The sequence below is a fragment of the Pseudomonas sp. GW821-FHT07F05 genome, assembly GCF_059418765.1.
The window spans coordinates 78,270-105,171 of sequence record NZ_JBWKQL010000015.1 but is presented as its reverse complement, the minus strand read 5'-3'; the positions used below and the strand labels follow the sequence as shown (position 1 = coordinate 105,171).

The window sequence follows — 26,902 nt, the reverse complement described above, 5'->3', positions numbered from 1 at the left end:
CTCGCGCAGCCGATTCACAGGGAGGCAGCACAAAGCTGGCGGAAACGTCGCTTGCAGCCCCATCGCCATCCGTTACCATGCCGCTCCGTCATCTTCTGGTCAGTCAACCTGGGAGGCCAAATGTATATCTATCGATTGGTCCTGCTGCTGGTGGTGGGTATCTACCTGTTTTCCCCGGCCATCATGGACTGGTGGATCGATGCCACGGGCGCCTGGTACAGGCCGTACATGCTGTGGCTGATCCTGATCGTAGTGACCTTCATTCTGCAGAGCCAACGAGATGCCGATGAGCTTTAGCCTGACCCAGATGATTCTGGTCAGTGCCGCCTACCTGACGGTGCTGTTCGGCGTTGCCTGGATCAGCGAACGTGGCCTGATCCCGCGCTGGATCATTCGTCACCCCCTGACCTACACGCTGTCGCTTGGCGTCTACGCCAGTGCGTGGGCGTTTTACGGCACGGTGGGGCTGGCTTACGAATACGGCTACGGTTTTCTGTCGAGTTACCTGGGCGTGTCCGGCGCTTTCCTGCTCGCCCCCGTCCTGCTCTACCCCATTCTCAAGATCACCCGCACCTACCAGCTCTCGTCACTGGCCGATCTGTTCGCCTTCCGCTTTCGCAGCACCTGGGCGGGTGCACTGACCACCATCTTCATGCTGATCGGCGTTTTGCCGTTGCTGGCACTGCAGATCCAGGCCGTTGCCGACTCCATCGGCATTCTGACCCGGGAGCCGGTGCGCAACTACGTGGCTTTTGCGTTCTGCGTGCTGATCACGCTGTTCACCATCTTCTTCGGCTCGCGCCACATCGCCACGCGGGAAAAACACGAAGGGCTGGTATTCGCCATCGCCTTCGAGTCGGTCATCAAGCTGGTCGCCATCGGCGGCATCGGTCTGTACGCGCTGTATGGCGTGTTCGATGGGCCGCAGAGCCTTGAGCAATGGCTGCTGCAAAACCAGAGCGCACTGGCGGCTTTGCACACGCCACTGCAGGAAGGCCCGTGGCGTACGCTCCTGCTGGTGTTCTTCGCCTCGGCCATCGTGATGCCGCACATGTATCACATGACCTTTACCGAAAACCTCAATCCGCGCTCGCTGGTCAGCGCCAGTTGGGGTCTGCCACTGTTTCTGCTGCTGATGAGCCTGGCGGTACCCCTGGTGCTGTGGGCCGGTTTGAAACTGGGCGCCACCACCAGCCCTGAATATTTCACCTTGGGTATTGGCATCGCCGCCCACAGCAAGACCCTGGCCTTGCTCGGCTATATCGGCGGGCTTTCTGCGGCGAGCGGGCTGATCATCGTCACCACCCTGGCGCTGTCCGGCATGGCGCTGAACCACCTGGTGCTGCCGCTTTACCAGCCGCCTGCCGAAGGCAATATCTATCGCTGGCTGAAATGGACCCGTCGCGGGCTGATTGTCGCGATCATCATGGCCGGCTTTGGCTTTTATCTGTTGCTCGGCGCCAAGCAGAATCTGGCGAATCTGGGCATCGTCGCGTTCGTTGCGACATTGCAGTTCCTTCCCGGCGTGCTATCGGTGCTGTACTGGCCGGCGGCTAACCGACGCGGCTTCATGGCTGGCCTCATTGCCGGCATCGCGGTCTGGACCATCAGCATGTTGCTGCCGCTGATCGGCGACTTCCAGGGGTTCTACATCCCGCTGCTGAACATGATTTACGTGCTGGATGACACCAGCTGGCACATGGCAGCGATCGCTTCCCTGGCGGCCAACGTGCTGGTGTTCACCCTGATTTCGCTGTTCAGCAATCCCAGTCCCGAAGAGGCGAGTGCGGCCGAGGCCTGCGCGGTGGACAACGTTCGCCGCCCACAGCGTCGCGAGCTTCATGCCGCTTCACCCCAGGAGTTCGCCACTCAACTGGCCAAACCCCTGGGCGCGAAAGCTGCGCAGAAGGAAGTCGAACAAGCGCTGCGGGACCTTTATCTGCCGTTCGACGAGCGCCGGCCTTACGCACTGCGGCGTTTGCGCGACCGTATCGAAGCCAACCTTTCAGGGCTGATGGGGCCAAGTGTGGCGCAGGACATGGTCGAAACATTTCTGCCTTACAAGTCCGGCAGCGAGAACTACGTCACCGAGGATATCCACTTCATCGAAAGCCGCCTTGAGGATTACCACTCCCGCCTCACCGGCCTGGCTGCCGAGCTCGACGCCCTGCGCCGTTATCACCGCCAGACCCTGCAAGAGCTGCCGATGGGCGTGTGCTCCCTGGCCAAGGATCAGGAGATCCTGATGTGGAACAAGGCTATGGAAGAGCTGACCGGTATCGGCGCTCAGCGCGTTGTCGGGTCACGGCTCGAAACCATCGTTGATCCCTGGAAGCAGCTGCTGCTGGGGTTCATCAATGTCCCGGACGAGCACTTGCACAAGCAGCGCCTGGGCCTCGACGGTCAGACTCGCTGGCTCAACCTGCACAAGGCGGCCATTGATGAGCCGCTTGCGCCGGGCAACAGCGGGCTGGTGATTCTGGTCGAAGACCTGACTGATACGCAGATGCTGGAAGACAAACTGGTGCACTCCGAGCGGCTTGCGAGCATTGGTCGACTGGCTGCCGGCGTTGCCCACGAAATCGGCAACCCGATCACCGGCATCGCCTGCCTGGCGCAGAACCTGCGCGAAGAACGCGAAGAAGACGCCGAGCTGACGGAAATCAGCAGCCAGATCATCGAGCAGACCAAGCGCGTTTCCCGCATCGTGCAGTCGCTGATGAGCTTCGCCCATGCGGGCGGACATCAACACGCCGACGAACCGGTGTGCCTGGCAGAGGTGGCGCAGGATGCCATTGGTCTGCTGGCGTTGAACCGGCGCAATTTCGAAGTGCAGTTCTATAACCTGTGCAACCCGAACCACTGGGTGGACGGTGATCCACAGCGGCTCGCACAGGTGTTGATCAACCTGCTGTCAAACGCCCGCGACGCATCGCCCGCCGGCAGTGCGGTACGGGTGAAAAGCGAGGCTTCCGAACACACGGTCGACCTGATCGTGGAAGACGAAGGCAGCGGCATTCCGAAAGCCATCATGGACCGCTTGTTCGAACCTTTCTTCACCACCAAGGATCCGGGCGAAGGAACAGGACTGGGGCTCGCGCTGGTCTATTCCATCGTTGAAGAGCATTATGGACAAATCACCATCGACAGCCCGGCTGACCCCGAGCACCAACGCGGAACCCGAATTCGGGTGACCTTACCGCGACATGTCGAAGCGACGTCCGCCGTGAACTGAGACCGTCGAGAGAACCGAATCAATGCCTCACATTTTGATCGTGGAAGACGAAACCATCATCCGCTCCGCCCTGCGTCGACTGTTGGAACGTAATCAGTACCAGGTCAGCGAAGCCGGATCCGTGCAGGAAGCTCAGGAACGTTTCAGCATCCCTTCGTTTGACCTGATCGTCAGCGATTTGCGTCTGCCCGGCGCGCCCGGCACAGAGCTGATCAAGCTCGGCCAGGGCAAGCCGGTGCTGATCATGACCAGTTACGCCAGCCTGCGCTCGGCCGTGGACTCGATGAAAATGGGCGCGGTGGATTACATCGCCAAACCTTTCGACCACGACGAAATGCTTCAGGCCGTCTCACGCATTCTTCGTGATCGCCAGACGCTGCAAAGCATGCAGGCCGAACGCGCCGCCACCGCAAAAACGGCGACGGGCGACAAGTCCGGTCCGGACAACAGCAATGGTGAGATCGGCATCATCGGCTCCTGCCCGCCGATGCAGGACATGTACAGCAAGATCCGCAAAGTCGCGCCAACCGACTCCAACGTGCTGATTCAGGGAGAGTCCGGTACGGGCAAGGAACTGGTGGCCCGCGCGCTGCATAACCTTTCCCGTCGCGCCAAGGCCCCGATGATTTCGGTCAACTGTGCGGCGATCCCTGAATCCCTTATCGAATCCGAACTGTTCGGCCACGAAAAAGGCGCCTTCACCGGTGCCAGCGCCGGGCGTGCCGGTCTGGTCGAAGCGGCGGACGGCGGCACTCTCTTCCTCGATGAGATCGGCGAGCTGCCCTTGGAAGCTCAGGCGAGACTCCTGCGCGTCCTGCAGGAAGGCGAAATTCGCCGCGTGGGCTCGGTGCAGTCGCAGAAAGTCGACGTGCGCCTGATTGCAGCGACTCACCGAGACCTCAAGAGCCTGGCCAAAGTTGGCCAGTTCCGCGAGGACTTGTACTACCGCCTTCACGTGATCGCGCTGAAGCTGCCCGCATTGCGTGAACGCGGTGCGGACGTCAACGAGATCGCCAATGCGTTTCTGGCGCGGCAAAGCGTCAAGGCCGGCCGCAACGACCTGCGTTTTGCACCGGACGCCGAGCAGGCGATTCGGCACTATTCGTGGCCAGGCAACGTGCGGGAGCTGGAGAATGCGGTCGAGCGCGCAGTGATCCTGTGCGAAAGCCCGGACATTTCCGCGGAGCTGTTGGGCATCGATATCGAGCTGAGCGATCTCGACGTCAACGAGTTCATCGGCCTTGCCCCGCAAACGTCTGGCTCGTCGAGTTCCACCGCCGGCGAGCCAACCGAGGACTTGTCGCTGGAGGACTATTTCCAGCACTTCGTCCTGGAGCATCAGGACCACATGACCGAAACCGAGCTGGCGCGCAAGCTGGGCGTCAGCCGCAAATGCTTGTGGGAGCGTCGCCAGCGTCTGGGCATCCCGCGGCGCAAGACCGGAGTGGCCAGCGAAACGTGAGTCCGTCCCTGCGCGGGCTCTGGCACGCGGGTTACGGGGAATGTGAAAAAACTGTTACCTCAAAAACGGTGGCGTAACAAAACCGGGGCGTACGGTAACGAACCCCCGGTTTTTTTTCGCCTGCGCAAAATAGCGTCAATTTGCCACACCCTTGAATTCAAAGGCCTGCAGCTCGTTTTGCAAAAGTTGGCACAGGTACTGCTATAGGTATTCTTACAAGAACAACAAAAATCAGTCACCTGAAACACCAACATAATAAAAACAAGACGAATCGACTCACGCATAACAAAAACAATACGGCGGAGGCGCAGCTAACTGATTCTTTTGGAGAGGCGTTGCATTTGGGACTTGTCCCGCAACCAGGCCGAGAACAACAAAAACTACCCTTAGGTAGAGCCTGAACTGGTTGGATCGATAGATCACTGCCGCACAGCGACCAAAGCAATCCGTTTGCTCTTGACTCCCGATTGGGAGGTTTCACAGGCGAAAGCCGTGAATTGGGCGGTCAACAAAAATAAAAAGCCCATCAGACAATAAAAATAAGAGCACGCACTTTGGGGGAGCTTCGGCTCCCCCAGTAGCATCTGCACTAAACACTCTCCCCGCTCGACACCCCGCGCCACGCAGCGCATTCAGTACCCGCACGCACCCATCGCGCTGCCTCCTACACCATCCCCCGACTAAATGCTAGAATCCCCGCCCATCGTGCGGTCACTCTTCGAAATTGGCCGAATATTCCTTCAAACAGTGCCTCCCATGCTGAAGAAGCTGTTCCAGTCATTCCGTTCCCCACTGCGCAAGCCGCAGCAACATGTGCGCACAACGCCTGAAGTGCTCAGCAGCAGCCAGCATTCGTTGCAACGCAATCAATTCAGCCGCTATGCGGTGAACATCGTCGAGCGCCTGCAGACCGCCGGCTACCAGGCCTATCTGGTGGGCGGCTGCGTCCGCGACATGATGCTCGGCATCACTCCCAAGGATTTCGACGTCGCTACCAGTGCCACGCCCGAGCAGATCCGCGCCGAGTTTCGCAACGCCCGTATCATCGGCCGCCGCTTCAAATTGGTTCATATCCATTTCGGCCGTGAAATCATTGAAGTCGCGACGTTCCGCGCCAATCACCCGATCGACGACGAAGATGAAGACAGTAACCAGTCTTCACGCAACGAGAGCGGGCGCATTCTGCGTGACAACGTCTACGGCACCCTCGAAGACGACGCCCAGCGTCGCGACTTCACGATCAACGCCCTGTATTACGATCCGGTCACCGAGCGCGTCCTCGATTACGCCAATGGTGTGCACGACATCCGCAATCGCCTGATTCGTCTGATCGGTGATCCGCAGCAGCGTTACAAGGAAGACCCGGTGCGCATGCTGCGGGCTGTGCGTTTCGCCGCCAAGCTGGATTTCGGTATCGAGAAGCACAGCGCCACGCCTATCCGCCCGCTGGCGCCCATGCTGCGCGACATCCCTTCGGCGCGTCTGTTTGAAGAAGTCCTGAAGCTGTTCCTCTCGGGTTACGCCGAAGCAACGTTCGAGATGCTCGTCGATCTCGAACTGTTTGAGCCGCTGTTCCCGGCCAGCTCCAAAGCGCTGGAATACAATCCGACCTATACCCACACGCTGATCAGCGAAGCGCTGGCCAACACCGATCTGCGGATCAAGCAGAACAAACCGGTCACTCCGGCGTTCCTGTTTGCCGCATTGCTGTGGCCTGCCCTGCCCGCCCGCGTCCTGCGTCTGCAAGAGCGCGGCATGCCGCCGATCCCGGCCATGCAGGAAGCGGCCCACGAACTGATCACCGAACAGTGCCAGCGGATCGCGATTCCGAAACGCTTCACCATGCCGATCCGCGAGATCTGGGACATGCAGGAACGTCTGCCGCGCCGTTCGGGCAAACGCGCCGACCTGCTGCTGGAAAACCCGCGCTTCCGTGCCGGCTACGATTTTCTGTTGCTGCGTGAACTGGCCGGCGAAGAAACCGACGGGCTGGGTGAATGGTGGACGGATTATCAGGACGCCAACGACTCCGAACGTCGCGACATGATTCGTGACCTGGGCAGCAAGCCCGACGCTACCGGCCAGGCTCCGCGCAAACGTCGTCGCAGCAGCAGCGGCAAGCGCAAACGCGCCGGCGTCGACGGGGCGGAATAACACCCGATGATCGAGCGCGTTTACATCGGCCTGGGTAGTAACCTGGCCGACCCTGCCGAACAGTTGCGAGAAGCGATCAAGGCTATGGGCCTGTTACCGCAGAGCAGTCTGTCAGGCGTTTCCTCCTTTTATGTCAGCGACTCGCTGTTGCCGGGTCAGCCGCGCTACACCAATGCGGTCGCGGCGCTCGACACCTCGCTCCCCCCTCTCACGCTGCTCGATGCCTTGCAAGGCATCGAAAACGATCAGGGCCGCGAACGCCTCGAACGCTGGGGGCCGCGCACGCTGGACCTCGACATCTTGCTGTTCGGCGATCGCCTCATCGATGAGCCGCGCCTGAAGGTGCCGCACTACCAGATGCAGGTGCGCGCGTTTGTGCTGTACCCACTGGCCGAGCTGGCGCCGGGGATCACCTTCGCCGATGGCCGCGCGCTGAATGATTTGCTTGCCCAGTGCCCGTTCGAAGGCCTGGAGCGATTGCCGAGCTGACGCCTTTCTGCAGGTACGTTCAAACCGGCAACACCCGGAATTGACTTCCCGCCCCCTCCTCACGAAGATAAGCGTCCCAAAGCCGGGCGACCGGCCACAAGGCGCGGATCAGGCCGTTGCAAACATCGCGAAACGACGATGTGCCTGGCTCCCAAGATGAATCACGCGTTGCTCGCCGCAGTATTCACAGCGCCTGAATAAGGACTTTCCATGCCCGATATCACCGTTACGTCCCTGCTGGCTCTGAAGCAAAAAGGTGAAAAAATCACCATGCTGACCTGCTACGACGCGACTTTTGCCCACACCGCCAGCCAGGCCGGCGTGGAAGTGCTGCTGGTCGGCGACTCGCTGGGCATGGTCCTTCAGGGCCACGACAGCACGCTGCCCGTCACCACCGCTGAAATGGCGTACCACGTGGCCGGCGTCAAACGCGGCAACCAGGGCGCGCTGATTCTGGTGGATCTGCCGTTCATGTCCTACGCCACCCCCGAGCAGACCTTTGCCAACAGCGCCACGCTGATGCAAGCGGGTGCGCACATGGTCAAGATCGAAGGCGCGGCGTGGCTTGCCGACTCGATCCGGCTGCTGGCCGAGCGCGGCGTTCCGGTGTGTGCGCACATGGGCCTTACGCCTCAGGCGGTCAACGTGCTGGGCGGCTATAAAGTGCAGGGTCGTCTGGAGTCGCAGGCGCGGCAAATGCGGGCCGACGCGATTACCCTTGAGCAGGCCGGCGCCGCGATGATTCTGCTGGAATGCGTGCCGAGCGAACTGGCCCAGGAAATCACCCACGCCGTGAAGATTCCGGTGATCGGTATTGGCGCCGGCAGCGCCACAGACGGTCAGGTGCTGGTGCTTCATGACATGCTGGGGCTGTCGATCACCGGCCGCGTGCCCAAGTTCGTGAAGAATTTCATGGCCGGTCAGCCGGACATTCAGTCAGCGATTGGCGCGTATGTCAGCGCGGTCAAGGACGTCAGCTTCCCCGCTCCAGAACACGGATTCTCGGCATGAACACAGTTAAAACCGTTCGCGAGTTGCGCGCCGTCGTTGCCCGCGCACGCAGCGAAGGCAAGCGCATCGCCCTGGTGCCCACCATGGGCAACCTGCACAGCGGCCATATCGCCCTGGTCACTAAAGCCGTTCAACGGGCTGATTTCGTGATCGCCAGCATCTTCGTCAACCCGCTTCAATTTGGTCCCACCGAAGACCTTGCGTCGTACCCGCGCACTCTCGCCGCCGATCAGGAGCAATTGCTTCAGGCCGGTTGCCACCTGCTGTTCACGCCGACGGTCGAAGAAATGTACCCCCATGGCATGGCTGATCAGACCATCGTGCGTGTGCCTGTGGTGTCCGAAGGCCTGTGTGGCGGCAGCCGTCCCGGTCACTTCGACGGCGTTTCGACGGTGGTCAGCAAGCTGTTCAACATGGTGCAGCCGGACATCGCGATTTTCGGTCAGAAGGATTTCCAGCAACTGGCCGTCGTCAATGCGCTGGTGCGTGACCTGAACATGCCCATTCAAATCATCGGCGAACCCACCGTGCGTGCCGCCGATGGCCTGGCCCTGTCGTCGCGCAATGGCTACCTGACTGAAGACCAGCGCGCTGCAGCGCCTGCGTTGTACCGCGTGATCAAACAGATCGGCACGGCATTGCAGAATGGCGAACAGGATCATCAGCAGTTGATCGGCGATGGCGTCAAAGCCCTGGAAGCCGCGGGCTTCCGTCCTGATTACCTGGAGATTCGCAACGCAGTCAGCCTGCGTCCTGCGACCCCGGATGATCATGATCTGGTGGTGCTGGGCGCGGCGTTCATGGGCAAGACGCGCCTGATCGACAACCTGCATCTGGTCAGGGAATAACCTGCCCGCCCGGCTGAAGAACGCATCCGGTCACGTGTAAAGCAAAAGTCACGTGATCGGATGACCATCTGCGCCTATGCTCACTGCGCGAAACCGAGTGTGAAGCGCAGGCCTCGGCCTTTGCAGGGCCCTGGCGATGAACTTAGCCACACCCGCAATGCCATACCGATACAGTTCGTGTCAGACCAGCAACTCTACTCCGTGAGAAAAAGTACCGAGCAAAGGTAAAGCAAGGCGCAGACATCGGCGTTGCCGGGGACTAGTCTCTGATGCGTCCACGAATTCATGTCCAATCCTGCTTTTCAGTGTCCAAAAGGCAGTTCAAGTACAAGGAAACCCGCAGCGATGGCGTACTACCGCACTCCTCATGACGTCACTACCCTGCCCGCCTGGCAGGCGCTCAAAGATCACCGCCAAGCGATGCAAAATTTCAGCATGCGCGAAGCATTCAACGCAGACCCCAAGCGTTTCGACGAATTCACGCTCAGCAGTGCCGGTCTGTTTCTCGACTACTCGAAGAACCTGATCACCGCCGAGACCCGTCAGTTGCTGGTCAATCTGGCCAATGAAGTTGGCCTGAAAGACGCCATCAAGGCGCAGTACGACGGCGAGCTGGTCAACGCTTCGGAAGGTCGCCCTGCGCTGCACACCGCCCTGCGTCGTCCGGTGGGCGACAAGCTGCTGGTCAATGGCGTCAACGTGATGCCGGAAGTGCACAAGGTGCTGAACCAGATCACTGATCTGGTCGGGCGCATCCACGACGGCCTGTGGCGCGGCTACACCGAAAAGCCGATCACCGACGTGGTCAATATCGGCATCGGCGGCTCGTTCCTGGGCCCTGAGCTGGTGTCCGAAGCTCTGTTGTCTTACGCGCAGAAAGGCGTTCGCTGCCATTATCTGGCGAACATCGACGGCACCGAGCTGCACGAGCTGACTCAGAAGCTGCGCGCCGAAACCACGCTGTTCATCGTTTCGTCCAAGACCTTCACCACCCTCGAAACCCTGAAGAACGCCACCGCTGCCCGCGCCTGGTACCTCGCCCAAGGTGGGTCCGAAGCCGAGTTGTATCGCCACTTCATCGCGGTGTCGAGCAACAACGCCGCGGCGGTTGCGTTCGGGATTCGTGAAGAAAACATCTTCCCGATGTGGGACTGGGTCGGCGGCCGTTACTCGCTGTGGTCGGCCATTGGCCTGCCTATTGCGCTGGCGATCGGCATGTCCAACTTCAAGGAGCTGTTGTCCGGCGCCTACACCATGGATCAGCACTTCCAGAACGCCGAGTTCGAAGAGAACATGCCGGTGCTGCTGGGCTTGCTGGGTATCTGGTATGGCAATTTCTGGGGCGCGCAAAGCCACGCGATCCTGCCGTACGACCATTACCTGCGCAACATCACCAAGCACCTGCAACAGCTGGACATGGAATCCAATGGCAAGAGCGTTCGCCAGGACGGCGTGCCGGTCAAAACTGACACGGGCCCGGTCATCTGGGGCGGCGTTGGTGCGAACGGCCAGCATGCATACCACCAGTTGCTGCACCAAGGCACGCAAATGATCCCGGCCGACTTCATTGTGCCGATCGTCAGCTTCAACCCGGTGTCGGACCACCACCAATGGCTGTACGCCAACTGCCTGTCCCAGAGCCAGGCTTTGATGCAGGGTAAAACCCGCCCCGAAGCCGAAGCAGAACTGCGCGCCAAGGGCGTACCGGAAGACGAAGTGCAGCGTGTCGCGCCGCATAAGGTCATTCCGGGCAACCGTCCAAGCAACACCATTGTCGTCGAGCGCATCAGCCCTCGTCGCCTGGGCGCGCTGGTCGCGATGTACGAGCATAAAGTGTTCGTGCAAAGCGTGGTCTGGGGCACGAATGCCTTCGACCAATGGGGCGTTGAACTGGGCAAGGAGCTGGGCAAAGGCGTTTACAGCCGCCTTGTCGGCACCGACGAAACTGTCGCTGAAGACGCTTCGACTCAAGGCCTGATCAACTACTTCCGCGGTCGTCACCGCGGCTGATCTGCCGTCCTGTAACACCCTCGAAACCCGCTCTCTCGCAAGAGGCAGCGGGTTTCGTGCTTCTGGGTTTCTCAGTCTTCTATGTCGGGAAGCACCGTCGGGTCGAGTTGAACGGTGTGCTGCGCCGGATTGCGCACGCAGAGGAACTGATCGTCACGCGGCCCTTCCTTGGGACCGACGCGGCGCAGGTGCATCAACGATCCGCACCAAGGACATTGCGCAGTCAGACGATTCACCCTCAGACGCCCGGTCTGGCTGATTTCAAGATAGTGCCGGGAGCCGAAGAAATGCTCGAACTTGCGTCGACGGAGCAAGGCTGACAGTGCGACGGCCATCACCGCAACGATGAATGAAAACATGAACAACGTTGACCACGAGCTCTGCCCGCCCAATGGCGGCTGGAACAGGGTGAAGTACAGCCCGATCAGGCTGGCGATTCCCGTGATATACCCAAAGACAGAGACGTTGCGGCTGTCGAGGCTGCGCCCGCCAAACGCCGGATGGCGCTCAATGTGCAATTGCTCGGGTGTGAAGGTGGGGCGTTCGTTGTGACTGATGTTCACGTTGGCGCCACGAAAGTCGCCGACGCCGACGTTCAGGCTGTGGTCGCCGCTTTGATCGCCATGATTGTCGTTTGGCAAAGGGGGGCTCCTGGGAAATGGACGCTGAAATGGCCGGCGATTGTCCCTGCCTTCACACTCGACAAAAATCAGCCGCTTCCCGGGTTTGCGTCGGAACCTGAGACACTTCCTGTCATATGTTTCCGTAGGAGCCATCCGCAGACCGGTCCAGGGATGGGGGGCGTTTGATCGCCATCGCAGCAGCATCCGGGCGACAAAGGGCTTAAATTATCATCGTCATTCATGCAACCATGCTCTCCCTTGATCCGGCTGCCCGCGCTGTTTTCTTCACCTTTTCAAGCCCGGGCCGGCGCCGCGTCGCACACCACTGAGGATTCGCACCATGCAAGATGTCGTAATCGTTGCCGCCACCCGCACTGCGGTGGGCAGTTTCCAGGGTTCGCTGGCGCATATTCCTGCAGTGGATCTCGGCGCTACCGTTATCCGTCAACTGCTGGCGCAGACCGGTCTGGACGGTGCGCAAGTCGATGAGGTGATCATGGGCCAGGTGCTGACGGCGGGTGCCGGGCAGAATCCTGCACGTCAGGCTGCGATCAAGGCGGGCTTGCCGTTCACAGTGCCCGCCATGACGCTGAACAAGGTCTGTGGCTCGGGCCTCAAGGCGCTGCATCTGGGGGCCCAGGCGATTCGTTGCGGTGACGCGGAGGTGATCATCGCCGGAGGCCAGGAAAACATGAGCTTGTCGAACTATGTGATGCCGGGCGCGAGAACCGGTCTGCGCATGGGCCACGCGACGATGGTCGACACGATGATCAGCGACGGTCTGTGGGACGCTTTCAACGATTACCACATGGGCATCACTGCCGAGAACCTGGCCGGTAAATACGACATCAGCCGTGAGGCGCAGGATGCGTTTGCTGCTGCGTCGCAACAGAAAGCCGCGGCGGCCATCGAGGCCGGGCGCTTCGTGGATGAAATCACCCCGGTCCTGATTCCTCAGCGCAAAGGGGATCCGCTCTCTTTCAGCATCGACGAGCAGCCACGTGCGGGCACCACTGCTGAATCACTGGGCAAGCTGAAGCCTGCGTTCAAAAAGGACGGCTCGGTCACGGCAGGCAATGCGTCATCGCTGAACGACGGTGCGGCGGCGGTCATTCTGATGAGCGCCCGCAAAGCGGAAGAACTGGGCTTGCCGGTGCTGGCGCGGATTGCGGCTTACGCGAACGCGGGTGTTGACCCGGCGATCATGGGCATCGGCCCGGTGAGCGCAACCCGCCGCTGCCTGGACAAGGCGGGTTGGTCGCTGGAGGAGCTCGATCTGATCGAAGCCAACGAAGCCTTCGCCGCCCAGTCATTATCGGTTGGCAAGGAACTGGGCTGGGACATGGACAAGGTCAACGTCAACGGCGGCGCCATCGCCATCGGCCACCCGATCGGCGCATCGGGCTGCCGCGTGCTGGTGACCCTGCTGCACGAAATGATCAAGCGCGGCGCGAAGAAAGGCCTGGCGACGCTGTGCATTGGCGGCGGACAAGGCGTGGCGCTGGCGCTGGCCCGGCCATAACAGCCTGGCCGAGACGCAAGTGTAGGACCGGCTTCAGCCGGGAAGAGGCCAGGTCGAACACCCTCACTTTCGCGGTGTGACACCTGACGCATTCCCGGCTAAAGCCGGTCCCACTAAAAACACGCGGTCAGAGTAGGACCGGCTTCAGCCGGGAAGAGGCCAGTTCGAACACCCTCACTTTCGCGGTGTGACGCCTGACGCATTCCCGGCTAAAGCCGGTCCCACAAAAGCACGTGGTCAGTCAGTGGGACCTCCGTCACATGCACATCACTGCCAGCCAAACCTGCGGACATAGAACCCCTTCACCGCCTGGGTCAGCGCCACGTAGCCGATCAGGATCAGCGGCAGGATGGCGAAGTACAGCGGTGGCAGTGCCTGCAGTTTGAAGTAGTGCGCCAACGGGCCCATCGGCAGGAAGATGCCCACGGCCATGATCACCCCGGTCATCACCATCAACGGCATCGCCGCGCGGCTTTGCAGGAACGGGATTTTCGGTGTGCGGATCATGTGCACGATCAGCGTTTGCGTCAGCAGGCCCACGACAAACCAGCCCGACTGAAACAGGGTCTGATGCTCTGGCGTGTTGGCGCCGAACACGTACCACATCACCGCAAACGTGGTGATGTCGAAGATCGAACTGATCGGCCCGAAAAACAGCATGAAGCGTCCTACATCCGCAGGCTGCCAGCGCTGAGGTTTTTTCAGCAGTTCCTCATCGACGTTATCGAACGGAATGGCAATCTGGGAAATGTCGTACAGCAGGTTCTGCACCAGCAGGTGCATTGGCAGCATCGGCAGAAACGGGATGAACGCACTGGCGACCAGCACCGAGAACACGTTGCCGAAGTTGGAACTGGCCGTCATTTTGATGTACTTGAGCATGTTGGCGAAGGTCCGGCGCCCTTCCAGCACCCCCTCCTCCAGCACCATCAGGCTCTTCTCCAGCAGAATGATGTCGGCCGCTTCCTTGGCGATGTCCACCGCGGTGTCCACGGAAATGCCAATGTCGGCCGTGCGCAGCGCAGGCGCGTCGTTAATGCCGTCACCCATGAAACCCACCACGTGCCCGTTGGCCTTGAGCAGCCGAACGATGCGCTCCTTGTGGGAAGGCGTCAGCTTGGCGAACACATTGGTCGTTTCGACCGCGACCGCCAGCTCAGCGTCGCTCATGCGCTCGATATCACCACCCAGCAGCAGGCCCTGACGCTCCAGACCGACTTCGCGGCAGATCTTCGCGGTGACGCGCTCGTTGTCGCCGGTCAGCACTTTCACCGCCACGCCATGCTCGGCCAGCGCTTTAAGCGCCGGCGCCGTGCTTTCCTTCGGTGGATCGAGAAACGCGACATAGCCGATCAGGGTCAGGTCGCTTTCGTCAGCCAGGCCGTAGGTGTCGCGGCCCGCCTCCATAGGACGCGCGGCCACAGCCACCACGCGCAGGCCTTCTTCGTTGAACGCTGCGGTGACGCTCAGAATACGCTCGAGCAGCTCAGGCGTGAGCGCTTCTTCGGCATCGCCATGGCGCACGCGGTTGCACACGCTCAGCACCTCTTCCAGCGCGCCTTTGCAGATCAACAGATGCGGTTCGCGCTGCTGTTGCACCACCACCGACATGCGCCGGCGATTGAAGTCGAACGGGACCTCATCGACTTTGCTGAACGCAGTGCCGACTTGCAGCTCGCGGTGAATCTCGACGTGCTCCAGCACCGCGACGTCCAGCAGGTTTTTCAGCCCGGTCTGGTAGTAGCTGTTGAGGTAGGCCATTTCCAGAACGTCGTCGGACTCATCGCCCCAGACGTCGACATGCCGTGCGAGAAAAATCTTGTCCTGGGTCAGCGTGCCGGTCTTGTCGGTGCACAGCACGTCCATGGCACCGAAGTTCTGGATGGCGTCGAGGCGCTTGACGATGACTTTCTTGCGCGACAGGAACACCGCGCCCTTGGCCAGCGTCGAGGTGACGATCATCGGCAGCATTTCCGGGGTCAGGCCGACCGCGATGGACAGCGCGAACAGCAGCGCTTCCATCCAGTCGCCCTTGGTAAAGCCGTTGATGAACAGCACCAGCGGCGCCATCACAAACATGAAGCGGATCAGCAGCCAGCTGACTTTGTTGACCCCGGCCTGAAACGAGGTCGGCGCACGATCGGTGGCGCTGACCCGCTGCGCCAGTGCGCCGAAATAAGTGTTGTTGCCGGTCGCAAGAATGACGCCCGTCGCCGCGCCGGACACCACGTTGGTGCCCATGAACAGGATGTTTTCCAGGTCCAGCGGGTTACCCGTGTCGACGTCCTGACGCCGCGCGAATTTCTCCACCGGCATGGATTCGCCGGTCATGGCGGCCTGGCTGACGAACAGGTCCTTGGCGCTCAGCACGCGGCAGTCCGCAGGGATCATGTCGCCGGCAGACAGCACGATGAGGTCGCCCGGTACCAGTTGCTTGATCGGCAGTTCGATTCGTTTTTGCGTTGCGTTATCGGCCGCGTCGACCGTGCTGTCGGCGCGGCGCATGACAGTCGCGGTGTTGCTGACCATCGCTTTCAGCGCGTCGGCGGCCTGATTGGAGCGCGCCTCCTGCCAGAAACGCAGCAGTGTGGAGAGCACGACCATGGAGAAAATCACCGTGGCGGCTTTCATGTCTTCGGTCAGCCACGAGATGAACGCCAGCAGGGTCAGTAGCAGGTTGAACGGGTTTTTGTAGCAGTGCCACAGGTGCACCCACCATGGCAGGGGCTGTTCGTGCTCGACTTCGTTGAGGCCGTGTTGCTCGCGCAGGTCATGGGCCTCGGTTTCGGTGAGGCCGTCGACGTGACTGCTCAGGCGTGCGAGCAATTCAGGCACATCGCTACTGGCGCCCCGGGTCAGGGTTTGCGCCAGGGTGGGCGGCACTTCGCGGCTGACGGTGGCGTCGGTCACGCTGTCGAGCGTCGCCAGCCGACGAAAGTGCCGGCCGAGTTTGCGGGTGCGGACGAAGTCTGCGAGGAATTCTTTCAGGAGGGTGTACTTCATGGTTATGTCCCCTGGACTGAAGGCTGCTGGAGCTGAAAGCACAGGAACCTTGAGCGGGTACGGCCGACCTCAGGCGCCGCGCTCGTTCATGAGCAGGCGCCGCAGTCTGGCCCGCGCAGCAAAAGCCGCGCGCGTCCGATGCGCAGACGAACGACAGACGCGTCGGTCATCACGCAGGATTGGGCGTCAGGGAAAGGACAGGAAAGCGGGTTCTGATCAGAGTCCGCCGGCACTGCCGCTTCTCACGTTGTCGGCGAGATAGCGGCAGTGAAAAAGACTGCGCGTTATCGTGCCGAGTATGGGCCGGTCGTCATCACCGGCTGACGTCTGTCACTCGAACAAGTACCCACTGTGGGTCTCCGCATTGGTTGAAAACGGGCGAAGAATACGCCCGGGCTTCATGAGAGTAAATCGCCAGCACGGAGGGCGTGAGAGTTAATGCGGATGTCTTCAGGAACGGTTCAGGAACCGGGGGATGACGCCTCTTGCAGGGGTGAGCTTGCTCGCACATGCGTCATATCTGAGACCCCGAGGTTGAACTGATTCACCTCAGTTTCTGTAGGAGTGAGCTTGCTCGCGATGGCGTTATGTCTGCGAAGAGGATGTCGTCTGACACGCCGCTATCGCGAGCAAGCTGACTCCTACAGTGGTTTGCAGCGAGGGCAGTGCGAAAGTCCGTAGAAGCTTGCTGGCGAACAGGCGGCAACACCGGCATTGGCCTTGCTGATAAACTCGCACGCCCTCATTCCTGCCCCAAGGCCGAGCATGTCTTCGTTGAATCAGGCGCTCAGCGTCGCCCTCGATAATCGTCAAACCCTGCTGGCGGAACTGCACGCCCAAGGCACCGACTGTTATCGCCTGTTCCACGGCAGCCAGGAAGGCGCGAGCGGGCTGACGGTCGACCGCTACGGCCCGCAACTGCTGGTGCAGAGTTTTCACAACAGCCTGGATCTCGATTCGCTGCTGGCGCTGCATGCCACCGTCAATGGGCGGCTGGGCCTGGAATTGATGCTGGTTTATAACGACCGCTCCCAAGGCAACTCGCGGGTCGACCGCACTGACCCGATCTATAAAGCCGACGACGCTGCGCTGGCCGATCTGGTCGGAGACGAGTGGGGCCTGAAATACCGGGTGCGCGGTCGTCATGCCGGGCAGGACCCATTGCTGTTTCTCGACCTGCGCAACGCCCGTGGCTGGGTCAAGCAACATGCCGCCGGCAAGAGCGTGCTCAATCTGTTCGCCTACACCTGCGGCGTCGGCCTGAGCGCAGCGGCGGGTGGCGCGCGCGAGGTGTGCAACCTGGATTTCGCCGAAGGCAACCTGGCGGTCGGGCGCGAGAACGGCCTGCTCAATCCGCAGCTGCCGACCATGCAGTTCGTCCAGTCCGATTACTTCCCGGCCATTCGCCAACTGGCCGGGCTGCCCATCGCTTCCCGTCGCGGCCACAAGCTGCCGAGTTACGTACGCCTTGAGCAACGCCAATACGATCTGGTCCTGCTGGACCCGCCGGCCTGGGCCAAGAGCGCGTTCGGCACGGTGGATCTGCTGCGCGATTACCAAAGCCTGCTGAAACCCGCGCTGCTGACCACCGCCGAAGACGGCGTGCTGATCTGCTGCAACAATCTGGCGAAGGTCAGCCTGGACGACTGGCGCGAGCAAGTGCTGCGTTGCGCGAGCAAGATCGGCCGACCCGTGCGCGACTGCCAGGTGCTGACCCCGGGCGCCGACTTTCCGTCACAGGATCAACAGCCCCCGCTCAAGACATTGATCTTGCAGCTGTGATGCTCAAACGGGCCTGAGGAAATTTCCCACACGGATTGAAGCGACTGGATTCGGAACCAGATTGGCGTGCCATACTCCAAGGACCTCCCATCGAGAGAGTCGGCGACCTACATGCCCAAAGGATTGAAACGCGCCATCGGCGCCCTGCTGGCCGTCTTCGCCATTTACAGCGTGCTGGGGTTTCTGATCCTGCCAGGCGTTGCATTGCGAATCATCAATCAACAGCTGGCCAATTACAGCACGGTGCCGGCCAGGCTCGACCGCCTCGAACTCAACCCCTACAGCCTTGAAGTCACCCTCTGGGGCCTGAACATCGGGGCACCGGGCAAGGAGCAAATCGGTTTCGCACGGCTTTACGCCAACCTGCAAATCGACAGCCTGTGGACCAAGGCTCTGCACCTCAAGGCCGTCGAACTCGATAAACCCAAGACCGAGCTGCTGTTCGCCAAAGACGGCACGCTCAACCTGGCCGGGCTGTTCAAGCTGCCCGCCAGCGAACCTGCAAAACCAGACGAACCTCCAGGCAAGCCATTTCCGCTGCGTATCGGCGAAATCAAGCTGGCCGACGGTTACGTGCATTTCCAGGACATGCGGCCCAGCGAGCCCATCGAGTTTCTCTACGACGCGCTGAATTTCGAGCTGAAAAACCTCAGCACGCTGCCGGAAGACAACGCCGACATGACCCTCGTCGCCGCCGGGCCTGAAGGCGGTCAGATCGACTGGGTCGGGCGCATCAGCCTGGTGCCGATCGCGTCGGAAGGCACGCTCAAAGTCACCGACGGCAAGATGAAAGTCTGGTGGCCCTATGTTCGCGATGCCCTGCCGCTGGTGCTCAAAGACGGCGTACTCAATTTCAACACCCACTACAAACTCAGCCTGGCCAAGGAGACCGAGCTGCTGCTGGACAACACGTCCTTGAGCGTCGCGCCCTTCGCCATCGATGCCCCGGACGGCAGACCGCTGGCTCGCCTGAAAAAACTGAGCGTGAGCGAGACGTCGATCGATCTGGCCAAGCAGTTGGTGACCGTCGGCAAGATTCGTAGCGAAGGCCTGGAAACCTGGGCGACGCGTGAGTCAGACGGTGAGCTGGACTGGCAAAAGCTGTTCGCCAGCCAGCCTTCTAAGGCGCAGGCGAAAAAGGTTGAGGCTGAAAAACAGCAGCCCGCCACCGCGAGCAGCGCTGAAAGCACCGCCAGCGCAAAACCAGCGGCGCCGAGCAAGCCGTGGCAGGTGTTGCTGCGCGATACGCAGCTGCGCGACTACCGCATTCACCTCGCCGACAAGGTGCCGAAAGAACCCGTTGCGATTGATGTCGGTCCGCTGAACCTGGACCTGACCGGCTTCGACAGCCTCAACAAATCACCCTTCAAGCTCAAGCTCGACACCGGCGTGGGCAAGCAAGGCAAGCTGACCGCCGAGGGCGAGGTGAATCTGGCGCCGGTTCGCGCCAATCTCAACGTCACCACCCGCGATATCGACCTGCGTGTCGCGCAGTCCTACGTCACGCCGTTCATTCGTCTGGAAGTCCGGAGCGGCATGCTCAACAGCGATCTGGCGGTCGACCTGAAAAGCACCGAGCCCTTGGCGCTGGGCATTACCGGCAAGGCGCAGGTCGACCAGTTGCACACCCTCGACACCCTCAAGTCGCGGGACTTCGTGAAATGGCAGCGGCTGAATGTCGAGGGCCTGAATTTCCAGCTCGGCGACAGCCTGACCATCGCCACGATCAACATTGATCAGCCCTATGCCCGATTCATGATTGCCGACGATCGCTCAACTAATATCGATGACCTGCTGATTCCTCAGCCTGCTGATCAAGCGCCTGCCGCGCCGAAAGCCAAAGCTGCCGCCAGCAGCGAAAAGCCGATGGGCATTCGCATTGGCGAAGTGAACATCACCAACGGCTCGGCCAACTTTGCCGACTTCAGCCTCACGCCAAACTTCGCTACGGCTGTTCAGCAACTCAACGGCAAAATCGGCACGCTGGATAACCGCCAAGACAAACCGGCGACGGTGAACATCAACGGCAAGGTGGATCGCTATGCGCCGGTGACCATCAAGGGCGCGCTGAACCCGTTCAACCCGATGGCGAGTCTGGACATCGCGACGAGCTTCAAGCGCGTGGAGCTCACCGCGTTGACGCCCTATTCCGGCAAGTTCGCCGGGTATCGCATCCGCAAGGGGCGTTTGAATCTGGACCTGCATTACCTGATCACCAAAGGCCAGCTCAAAGCCGAGAACAAGGTGGTGGTCGAGCAGCTGCAATTGGGCGAGAAGGTCGACAGTCCGGACGCGGTGAATCTGCCGCTGAAACTGGCGATCGCCCTGCTCAAGGATACCGATGGCAAGATTTCCATCGAGCTGCCCGTGACGGGCGATCTCAACAATCCGCAGTTCAGCGTGATGCCGATTGTCTGGCAGACCCTGCGCAATCTGGTGGTGAAGGCTGCGGCGGCGCCGTTCAAATTCATCGGCGGATTGATCAGCGGCGGTGGCGGATCAGAGGATTTAGGCACGGTGTCCTTCGCGCCAGGGGTTGATGAGTTGAGCCCTGAAGCCATGGCATCGCTGGACAAGCTGGCGGCGGGATTGAAAGCGCGTCCGGCGTTGCGCCTGGAGATTGAAGGCACCAGCGCTGAAGCGAGCGATGGGCCACTGATTGCCCAACAGCGCCTGGAGCGCGAATACCAGAGCACGTACTACAAGATTCTCCAGCGCCGTGGCGACAAGGTGCCGGCGCAGGCGAGCGATCTGACCGTGCCTGCTGACGAGAAGGCACCGATGCTCGAGGGCATCTATCGCACGCGCCTGAAACAGCAGCCGCCGGCTGAATGGGTGAATCTGGGCAAGGAAGAGCGTCAGAACAAGCTGCGCGAGGCGGTGCTCAAATCCTGGAGTTCGAGCGCGCTGCTGCTGCGTCAGCTTGGTCAGGCGCGGGCCGGAAGCATCAAGGACTACTTGGTGGACAAGGACCAACTGGCAGACGAGCGGGTGTATTTCATCGACACCACCCTCGGCAAACCGGAAAAGGACGGCCGCGTCATCAGCCCCCTGCACCTCGACAGCGAGTAATGATTTTGAGAAATGCGATAACGAGAATGGCGTTGGTTCTCGGTGTGACAGCGCTGGCTGGCGTTGCCCAGGCGGATACGTTGCGCTGCGGCAGCCAGTTGATCAGCGTGGGCGACCGGATGTTTGAAGTGCAGCAGAAATGCGGTCAACCGGTCAGCCAGGACATCATCGGCTACAAGGAAACCGTCAATCACTACCGCCAGGTGGATCAGGTGCAGGTTCAGGAATGGATCTACGGCCCGAGCAACGGGATGTACCAGTATTTGAGGTTCGAAGGCGGGCGGCTGGTGAGGATTGATAGCAAACGCGGGAGGTGATGGCGCCTGCCCTGACGCTTTCCCGGCTAAAGCCGGTCCCACAAAAAGCACGCGGTCTGTCTGTGGGACCGGCTTTAGCCGGGAAGAGGCCCGTCTGAACACCATAGATTTCCGGTGCCACGCCCAACGCGTTCCCGGCTGAAGCCGGTCCTACAAAGGAAGAGGCCAGTCTACCGGCCATCAACCATCAGCCATCAACGCTCGTGCAATGCCTCGGCGCGGGCTTTCAGCACGGGTTTAAGCAGGTAGCTCAGGATGGTTTTCTTGCCGGTGATGATGTCTACCGAGGCGACCATGCCCGGGATGATCAGCAGCGGGTGCTCATCAGTGCCGAGGTGGCTGCGGTCGGTGCGCAGTTTGATCACGTAGAAGGTGTTCTTCTTCTCTTCGTCCTGAATGGTGTCGGCGCCGATCTGCTCCAGCTTGCCTTTCAGCCCGCCATAGATCGTGTAGTCATAGGCCGTGAACTTGATCATCGCTTCCTGCCCCGGGTGCAGGAAGGCGATGTCTTGCGGACGAATGCGCGCTTCTACCAGCAGGGTGTCATCCAGCGGCACCACTTCGGCGATGTCGCTGCCCGGCTGAATAACGCCGCCGACGGTGTTGACCAGCATCTGTTTGACCACGCCGCGCACCGGCGATGTCACCATCGTGCGGTTAACGCGGTCTTCGAGGCCCTTGGCCGTCGACTGCGCTTTCGAAAGATTGGTGCGCGCTTCGTTCAGTTGGGTAAGCGCGTCGCTGCGAAATTTGCCACGGGTTTCATCGATCTTGCGCTGCACTTCGGCAATCGCCGCCTGTGCGCGAGGGATCGCCAGCGTGGTGCCATCCAGCTGACCACGGGTTTCCACCTCGGAGCGTTTCAGCCGCAGGATGTCCACCGGCGACACGGCGCCTTGGGACACCAACGGCTCGGACATGCCGATCTCCTGGCGCAACAGGGCCAGGCTGCTGCGGTACTGTTCTTGCTTGGAGCCGAATTCACGCAATTCCTGCTGACGCTGAATCAATTGCTGCTGCAAACCACCAATCTCATCCACCAGTTGCTGACGGCGGCTTTTGTACAGCGACTCTTCGTTGGCTGCCTGATTCGGCACCAGCTTGCGCGCTTCGGCGCTGATGTTCAGCGGACGGTCATCGACCTCGGCGCTCAGACGCTCAACGCGCAGCTGCATGGCAAGACGATCAGCCTCGGTTTCGCCAACGTTGGACGCAAAGCGCGTGTCGTCGAGGCGAATCAGCGGGGCGCCGGCGTCGACGATCTGGCCGTCGTGGGCGTAGATCTGCGCAACGATGCCGCCTTCCAGGTTCTGGATTTTCTGGATCTTGGTCGACGGAATGGCCTTGCCCTCGCCCTTCGTCACTTCATCGATCACGGCGTAGTTGGCCCAGACCAGCAAGAAGACGAAGAACAGAATCACGGCCCAGATGGTCAGCCGCACGATGCGCGGGGCGTCGTCGACCAATGCCTTTTTGACTTCCGGCAGCGCCTGGCCTTCCAGCGAAGGCGAGCCCTTGAAGTAGCCGAAGATGCCACCACCGGAGTTTTGACCTGACTTAAGCAACACTGATCTGCCCCTTCTTCAACGCTTCCATAACGGCGGCTTTCGGACCGTCGGCCACGATCTGGCCGCGGTCGATGACAACCAGGCGATCAACCAGGCTGAGCAACGAAGCTCGGTGTGTCACAAGAATCACGGTCTTTTTCTCGATGACGCCATGCAGGCGCTGCTTCAAACGTTCTTCGCCGGTGTTGTCCATGGCGCTGGTGGGTTCGTCGAGCAACAGGATCGGCGGATCGAGCAACAAGGCCCGCGCCAGGGCAACGTTCTGCCGCTGACCACCGGACAGATTCTGCCCGCGCTCGCCTACCTGCAGCTCGTAGCCCTGGGGATGCAGGCTGGCGAATTCATGCACGCCGGCCAGTTCAGCGGCCTGCAAAACCATCTCGTCGTCCACGTAACGCGCGCCGGAAATCAGGTTATCGCGCAGCGTGCCCGACAACAGTTGTATGTCCTGGGCGACGTAGCCGATGTTGTGGCGCACTTCGCTGACGTCGATCTGGCGAATGTCGACGCCATCCACCAGCAGCGAGCCTTCATCCGGCTGATACAAACCGACCAGCAGTTTGGCCAGGGAGCTTTTCCCCGAACCGCTACGGCCGATGATGCCGACCTTCTCGCCCGGGCGGATCACCAGATTGATGTTGCGCAGCGCCAGGTTCTGCTGGTTCGGGTAAGTGAACTCAAGGTTGCGGAATTCCATGGCGCCCTGAAGCACCTGACGGCTGAGGGGACGCTCGTCGAAGTTACGTTCCTGGGGCAGCTCCATCATTTGATCGACCGACACCATGGTCACTTTGGCTTGCTGGTAACGGGTCAGCAGGCCGGACAGTTGCGCCAGCGGGCCAAGGGCGCGGCCGCTGAGCATGTAGCACGCCACGAGGCCGCCCATGCTGAGGACGCCGTCCATGATCATGTAAACGCCGAAACAGATCATCGCCACGCCCGCCAGTTGCTGGATCAGCAGGGTGATGTTCATGGCAAGACCGGAAAGCACTTTGACGCGCAATTCCAGGCGGCTAAGCGTACCGATGGTGTGTTCCCACTGGTATTGACGCTCGCTTTCGGCGTTGTTGACCTTCACCGCATCGAGGCCGGCGAGGGTTTCGATCAGACTCGACTGACGCTCGGCACCCAGCGCCATGGTGCGCTCAAGGGTGGAGGTCAGCGGTTTTTGCAGGAAATGGCCGATGCCCAGCGCCAGCGGGAAGGCGATGATCGGAATCCACACCAGATGCCCGCCCAGCAGCGCGATCACCAACAGAATGATCAGCGTGAACGGCAGGTCGATGAGGCTGGTCAGGGTCAGCGACGTGAGGAAGTCACGCATGCCCTGGAACTCATGGATGTTCTGGGCGTAGCTGCCGACCCGCGCCGGGCGAAACTTCATCGCCATGCCGACGATGCGTTCGAACAGCGTGGCGGAAATGATCAGGTCGGTTTTCTTGCCGGCCAGGTCCAGGCACAGACTGCGCAGGCCCTTGAGCAAAAGATCAAACAGAAACGCGCCACAGATACCGGTCGCCAGCACCCACAGTGTGGCGGTGGCCTGGTTGGGCACGACCCGGTCGTAGACGTTCATCACGAAAAGAGGGGTAGCCAGCGCGATCAGGTTGATCACGAAGCTGGCAGCGATCGCGTCGACGTAAAGCCAGCGAGACAGCTTGAGGGTGTCCTTGAACCAGGAACGAGCGCGCGGGATGAGCGAGCCCTGGGTCACGTCAAATTTATGTTGCGGCTGTGCGAAAAACACCCGACCGCTGTAATCCTGCGCCAGCGCTTCGGTTTCGATCAGCACTTCGCCGCCGTTGCTTTCGCTGATCAGCAGGCGGGCCGATTGGCCCTCCCAACCGAGCAGAACGGCAGAGCGCCCGTCTTTCAGGAGCAGCAAGGCGGGCAATGCGATCTCGGGAATCTGGTTGAGTTTGCGTTGCAGCAAACGCCCCTGCAAACCCGCCCGGGCTGCGGCGCGGGGCAGCAGATCCGGGCTCAGGCGCTGGTCGGGCAATGGCAGACCGGTGGTCAGCATGGCCCGGCTCGCCGGTTTGTGATGCAGGGCACAGAGTGTCAACAGCCCGTCGAGTAGCGGATCGTCGTGCTGGCTGCGTGGATCATGACCTAATTGAGCCGAAGGTAATTCCAAGTCCACGCTGACACTCTCTTTCTTAACGGTTAAAAGAACCTGACTCCGTCAAGAATCAGTTCATGCCCGGCAGCTGAACTGTCGGTTTCACATCGTTCTGCACAACCGATGCCATCGGCGCCACGACACCCTGGCTTTTCAGCAATGTGCCCATGTCCGCCTTGATGCGGTACTGGGTGTACGTCTGCAGGTTTTTCAGCTGCACCAGACGCTGTTGTGCGGTGAACAACTCGTTCTCGCTGTCGAGAAGGTCGAGCAGGGTACGCTCTCCCAGACTGAATTGCTGCTGGTACGAAGTACGCACGCTGTTGGCCCGCTCGACGTACTGCTGAGCGATCGGCACCTGGGCGTTGGCGTTGTTGTAGGCGTTCCAGGCCAAGCCCAGTTCTTCGTTCAACTGACGCAGCGCGTTGTTGCGGATATCCAGGGCCTGACTCGACAGGTACGACTTGGATTGCAGGTCAGCCTTGTTGCTGCCACCGGCGTACAGGTTGAAGCGCATGCGGACCATGGCTTCCCAGCCATTGTTGTGGCCTTCGTCGCCGCCAATGTTGTTATCGGCATTGCGGCCCAGTTCTGCATCGAAACGCGGGTAGTAATTGGACTGCGCCGAGGTGTACTGCTTTTCAGCGGCAACGATGTCGGCTTCCGCCGAGCGCAGCACCGGGCTGTTCTCGAGCATCTGGCGGCGGGCTTCGTTCAGATCGGCAGGCATCATGGCGAACGGCGACGGCGCTTCCAGCTGGTCAGCTTCCAGACCAACGGCACTCAAGTAGTTGGTCTGGGCGTCGGCCAGGTTGGTTTGTTCGGTGATCAGGTTGTTACGGGCCTGTGCCAGACGGGCATCGGCCTGGTCCATATCGGCCATACGACCTACACCGCGGGAAGTGCGCAGTTTGATTTGGTCGTAAATACGTTCGTGACTCTTCAGGTTTTCTTCGGCCAGCCGAACCATTTCACGTTGAGTAAGAACATCGAGATAGACCTGCGCAACTGTCAACGCGGTACGTTCGGTTGTATTTAACAGCGAGTATGCCCGGGAATTGGCGGTGGCTTGTTGACGCGCAACTTCGTTACTTGTTGCGAAGCCATCAAAGAGCATTTGCTGAAGACGGATTTGCGACTCGCCACGGTCCAGCGTCTGGTAATCGTGACGACCGGTCGAGGCACGGGTGCTTGGCGTATCGGAACCGGCCCGGCCGTAGCCCGCCGTGACATCGACACGCGGCAGGTAGCCGCCCTTTGCAGCACGGAGTGCGTAGTCCTGGGCGATACGGGCATTGATGCCGGCCTGCACCTCGGGATGCTCGTCCATGGCTTTCTGCATGGCGGACTGTAGCGTCTGGGCCTGAACGAAACCGGCACAAAGGATGAGGGGTACAGCAGTGAAGAGGTGCTTACGCATTTTGGTGATTTCCCGAGAACGTACTTGTTCAAAATGCAGCAATACGCACTGCCGCATCGTAAAAATGGCCATTGAAGTGATCGTCTCGAGAGTGTTCTGAAGGGCGCTTGCGATCACACTGCAGAAATCCGCGATCTCATCAAATATCAATGTGACATTACGGAAGCGATTGTTTAGGATGTCGCCGAATAGGTCAATACTTTGGCAGAAAGTTAATTCCAGTGCCGACCTGCTGTTAATAAATTGACGCCAGATTACGAGCAA

Annotated in this window: 17 protein-coding genes; 12 read left to right on the top strand and 5 right to left on the bottom strand. The window is 60.6% G+C overall.

Annotated elements, in window-relative coordinates; genetic code table 11:
• The first annotated feature begins 120 nt into the window (after positions 1–120).
• From AC07RO_RS23705 to pgi, 8 genes are all read left to right on the top strand, one after another.
• Positions 121–297, top strand: coding sequence for a hypothetical protein (locus AC07RO_RS23705; protein WP_002552060.1), 177 nt, complete (start codon positions 121–123; stop codon positions 295–297).
• Complete coding sequence (locus AC07RO_RS23700; RefSeq protein WP_192174612.1) at positions 281–3,235, top strand: sensor histidine kinase; 2,955 nt, start codon at positions 281–283, stop codon at positions 3,233–3,235. Before AC07RO_RS23705 ends, AC07RO_RS23700 begins: the two co-directional genes overlap by 17 nt.
• A 22-nt stretch (positions 3,236–3,257) precedes the next feature.
• Positions 3,258–4,697, top strand: coding sequence for a sigma-54-dependent transcriptional regulator (locus tag AC07RO_RS23695; protein ID WP_495087216.1), 1,440 nt, complete (start codon positions 3,258–3,260; stop codon positions 4,695–4,697).
• 756 nt (positions 4,698–5,453) lie between these two features.
• Positions 5,454–6,851, top strand: a complete 1,398-nt coding sequence (locus AC07RO_RS23690) for a polynucleotide adenylyltransferase PcnB (protein ID WP_192174611.1) — start codon at positions 5,454–5,456, stop codon at positions 6,849–6,851.
• A 6-nt stretch (positions 6,852–6,857) separates the two neighbouring features.
• Positions 6,858–7,340, top strand: a complete 483-nt coding sequence (folK, locus tag AC07RO_RS23685; RefSeq protein ID WP_192174610.1) for a 2-amino-4-hydroxy-6-hydroxymethyldihydropteridine diphosphokinase — start codon at positions 6,858–6,860, stop codon at positions 7,338–7,340.
• 210 nt (positions 7,341–7,550) lie between these two features.
• On the top strand, positions 7,551–8,351 hold the full coding sequence (gene panB, locus AC07RO_RS23680) for a 3-methyl-2-oxobutanoate hydroxymethyltransferase (RefSeq protein ID WP_192174609.1): 801 nt from the start codon (positions 7,551–7,553) through the stop codon (positions 8,349–8,351).
• Positions 8,348–9,199, top strand: a complete 852-nt coding sequence (gene panC, locus AC07RO_RS23675; RefSeq protein WP_282367319.1) for a pantoate--beta-alanine ligase — start codon at positions 8,348–8,350, stop codon at positions 9,197–9,199. The genes panB and panC overlap by 4 nt, the downstream gene beginning before the upstream one ends.
• A gap of 345 nt (positions 9,200–9,544) precedes the next feature.
• Positions 9,545–11,209 (top strand): glucose-6-phosphate isomerase, encoded by a 1,665-nt coding sequence (pgi, locus tag AC07RO_RS23670; RefSeq protein ID WP_192174607.1) that lies wholly within the window; start codon positions 9,545–9,547, stop codon positions 11,207–11,209.
• A 71-nt stretch (positions 11,210–11,280) separates the two neighbouring features.
• Here pgi and AC07RO_RS23665 read toward each other — a convergent pair whose 3' ends face one another.
• Entirely contained in the window at positions 11,281–11,850 is a 570-nt protein-coding gene (locus AC07RO_RS23665; RefSeq protein ID WP_495087215.1) for a hypothetical protein, read from the bottom strand.
• Positions 11,851–12,172: 322 nt separating this feature from the next.
• On the opposite strand from AC07RO_RS23665, the gene AC07RO_RS23660 reads away from it, so the two are divergent.
• A complete protein-coding gene (locus AC07RO_RS23660) occupies positions 12,173–13,354 on the top strand; it encodes an acetyl-CoA C-acetyltransferase (protein ID WP_495087214.1) in 1,182 nt (393 codons plus the stop codon).
• A 267-nt stretch (positions 13,355–13,621) separates the two neighbouring features.
• On the opposite strand, the gene mgtA is transcribed toward AC07RO_RS23660, so the two are convergent.
• On the bottom strand, positions 13,622–16,357 hold the full coding sequence (mgtA, locus tag AC07RO_RS23655) for a magnesium-translocating P-type ATPase (RefSeq protein ID WP_495087213.1): 2,736 nt from the start codon (positions 16,355–16,357) through the stop codon (positions 13,622–13,624).
• 765 nt (positions 16,358–17,122) lie between these two features.
• Here mgtA and AC07RO_RS23650 point away from each other — a divergent pair.
• From AC07RO_RS23650 to AC07RO_RS23640, 3 genes are all read left to right on the top strand, one after another.
• On the top strand, positions 17,123–18,139 hold the full coding sequence (locus AC07RO_RS23650) for a class I SAM-dependent rRNA methyltransferase (protein ID WP_495087212.1): 1,017 nt from the start codon (positions 17,123–17,125) through the stop codon (positions 18,137–18,139).
• Between the two features lie 111 nt (positions 18,140–18,250).
• On the top strand, positions 18,251–21,211 hold the full coding sequence (locus AC07RO_RS23645) for a DUF748 domain-containing protein (RefSeq protein ID WP_495087211.1): 2,961 nt from the start codon (positions 18,251–18,253) through the stop codon (positions 21,209–21,211).
• 26 nt (positions 21,212–21,237) lie between these two features.
• Positions 21,238–21,528 carry a DUF2845 domain-containing protein gene (locus AC07RO_RS23640; RefSeq protein ID WP_346627712.1) on the top strand — a complete coding sequence of 97 codons (291 nt, stop codon included), beginning with the start codon at positions 21,238–21,240 and terminating at the stop codon, positions 21,526–21,528.
• A 194-nt stretch (positions 21,529–21,722) separates the two neighbouring features.
• On the opposite strand, the gene AC07RO_RS23635 is transcribed toward AC07RO_RS23640, so the two are convergent.
• From AC07RO_RS23635 to AC07RO_RS23625, 3 genes are read right to left on the bottom strand one after another with little or no spacing between them, the layout of a single operon-like run.
• A complete protein-coding gene (locus AC07RO_RS23635) occupies positions 21,723–23,096 on the bottom strand; it encodes an HlyD family type I secretion periplasmic adaptor subunit (RefSeq protein WP_192174600.1) in 1,374 nt (457 codons plus the stop codon).
• Positions 23,086–25,239 (bottom strand): type I secretion system permease/ATPase, encoded by a 2,154-nt coding sequence (locus tag AC07RO_RS23630; RefSeq protein WP_346627711.1) that lies wholly within the window; start codon positions 25,237–25,239, stop codon positions 23,086–23,088. The genes AC07RO_RS23635 and AC07RO_RS23630 overlap by 11 nt, the downstream gene beginning before the upstream one ends.
• A gap of 49 nt (positions 25,240–25,288) precedes the next feature.
• Positions 25,289–26,638 (bottom strand): TolC family outer membrane protein, encoded by a 1,350-nt coding sequence (locus AC07RO_RS23625; RefSeq protein ID WP_192174598.1) that lies wholly within the window; start codon positions 26,636–26,638, stop codon positions 25,289–25,291.
• Between the last annotated feature and the right edge of the window lie 264 nt (positions 26,639–26,902).

Excerpts from the sequence above, each read along its gene's own strand:
- folK (WP_192174610.1), top strand. The coding sequence starts at position 6,858 with ATGATCGAGCGCGTTTACATCGGCCTGGGTAGTAACCTGGCCGACCCT.
- AC07RO_RS23645 (WP_495087211.1), top strand. The coding sequence starts at position 18,251 with ATGCCCAAAGGATTGAAACGCGCCATCGGCGCCCTGCTGGCCGTCTTC.
- AC07RO_RS23705 (WP_002552060.1), top strand. The coding sequence starts at position 121 with ATGTATATCTATCGATTGGTCCTGCTGCTGGTGGTGGGTATCTACCTG.
- panC (WP_282367319.1), top strand. The coding sequence starts at position 8,348 with ATGAACACAGTTAAAACCGTTCGCGAGTTGCGCGCCGTCGTTGCCCGC.
- AC07RO_RS23700 (WP_192174612.1), top strand. The coding sequence starts at position 281 with ATGCCGATGAGCTTTAGCCTGACCCAGATGATTCTGGTCAGTGCCGCC.
- pgi (WP_192174607.1), top strand. The coding sequence starts at position 9,545 with ATGGCGTACTACCGCACTCCTCATGACGTCACTACCCTGCCCGCCTGG.
- AC07RO_RS23660 (WP_495087214.1), top strand. The coding sequence starts at position 12,173 with ATGCAAGATGTCGTAATCGTTGCCGCCACCCGCACTGCGGTGGGCAGT.
- AC07RO_RS23625 (WP_192174598.1), bottom strand. The coding sequence starts at position 26,638 with ATGCGTAAGCACCTCTTCACTGCTGTACCCCTCATCCTTTGTGCCGGT.
- AC07RO_RS23650 (WP_495087212.1), top strand. The coding sequence starts at position 17,123 with ATGTCTTCGTTGAATCAGGCGCTCAGCGTCGCCCTCGATAATCGTCAA.
- AC07RO_RS23695 (WP_495087216.1), top strand. The coding sequence starts at position 3,258 with ATGCCTCACATTTTGATCGTGGAAGACGAAACCATCATCCGCTCCGCC.
- AC07RO_RS23690 (WP_192174611.1), top strand. The coding sequence starts at position 5,454 with ATGCTGAAGAAGCTGTTCCAGTCATTCCGTTCCCCACTGCGCAAGCCG.
- AC07RO_RS23640 (WP_346627712.1), top strand. The coding sequence starts at position 21,238 with ATGGCGTTGGTTCTCGGTGTGACAGCGCTGGCTGGCGTTGCCCAGGCG.
- mgtA (WP_495087213.1), bottom strand. The coding sequence starts at position 16,357 with ATGAAGTACACCCTCCTGAAAGAATTCCTCGCAGACTTCGTCCGCACC.
- panB (WP_192174609.1), top strand. The coding sequence starts at position 7,551 with ATGCCCGATATCACCGTTACGTCCCTGCTGGCTCTGAAGCAAAAAGGT.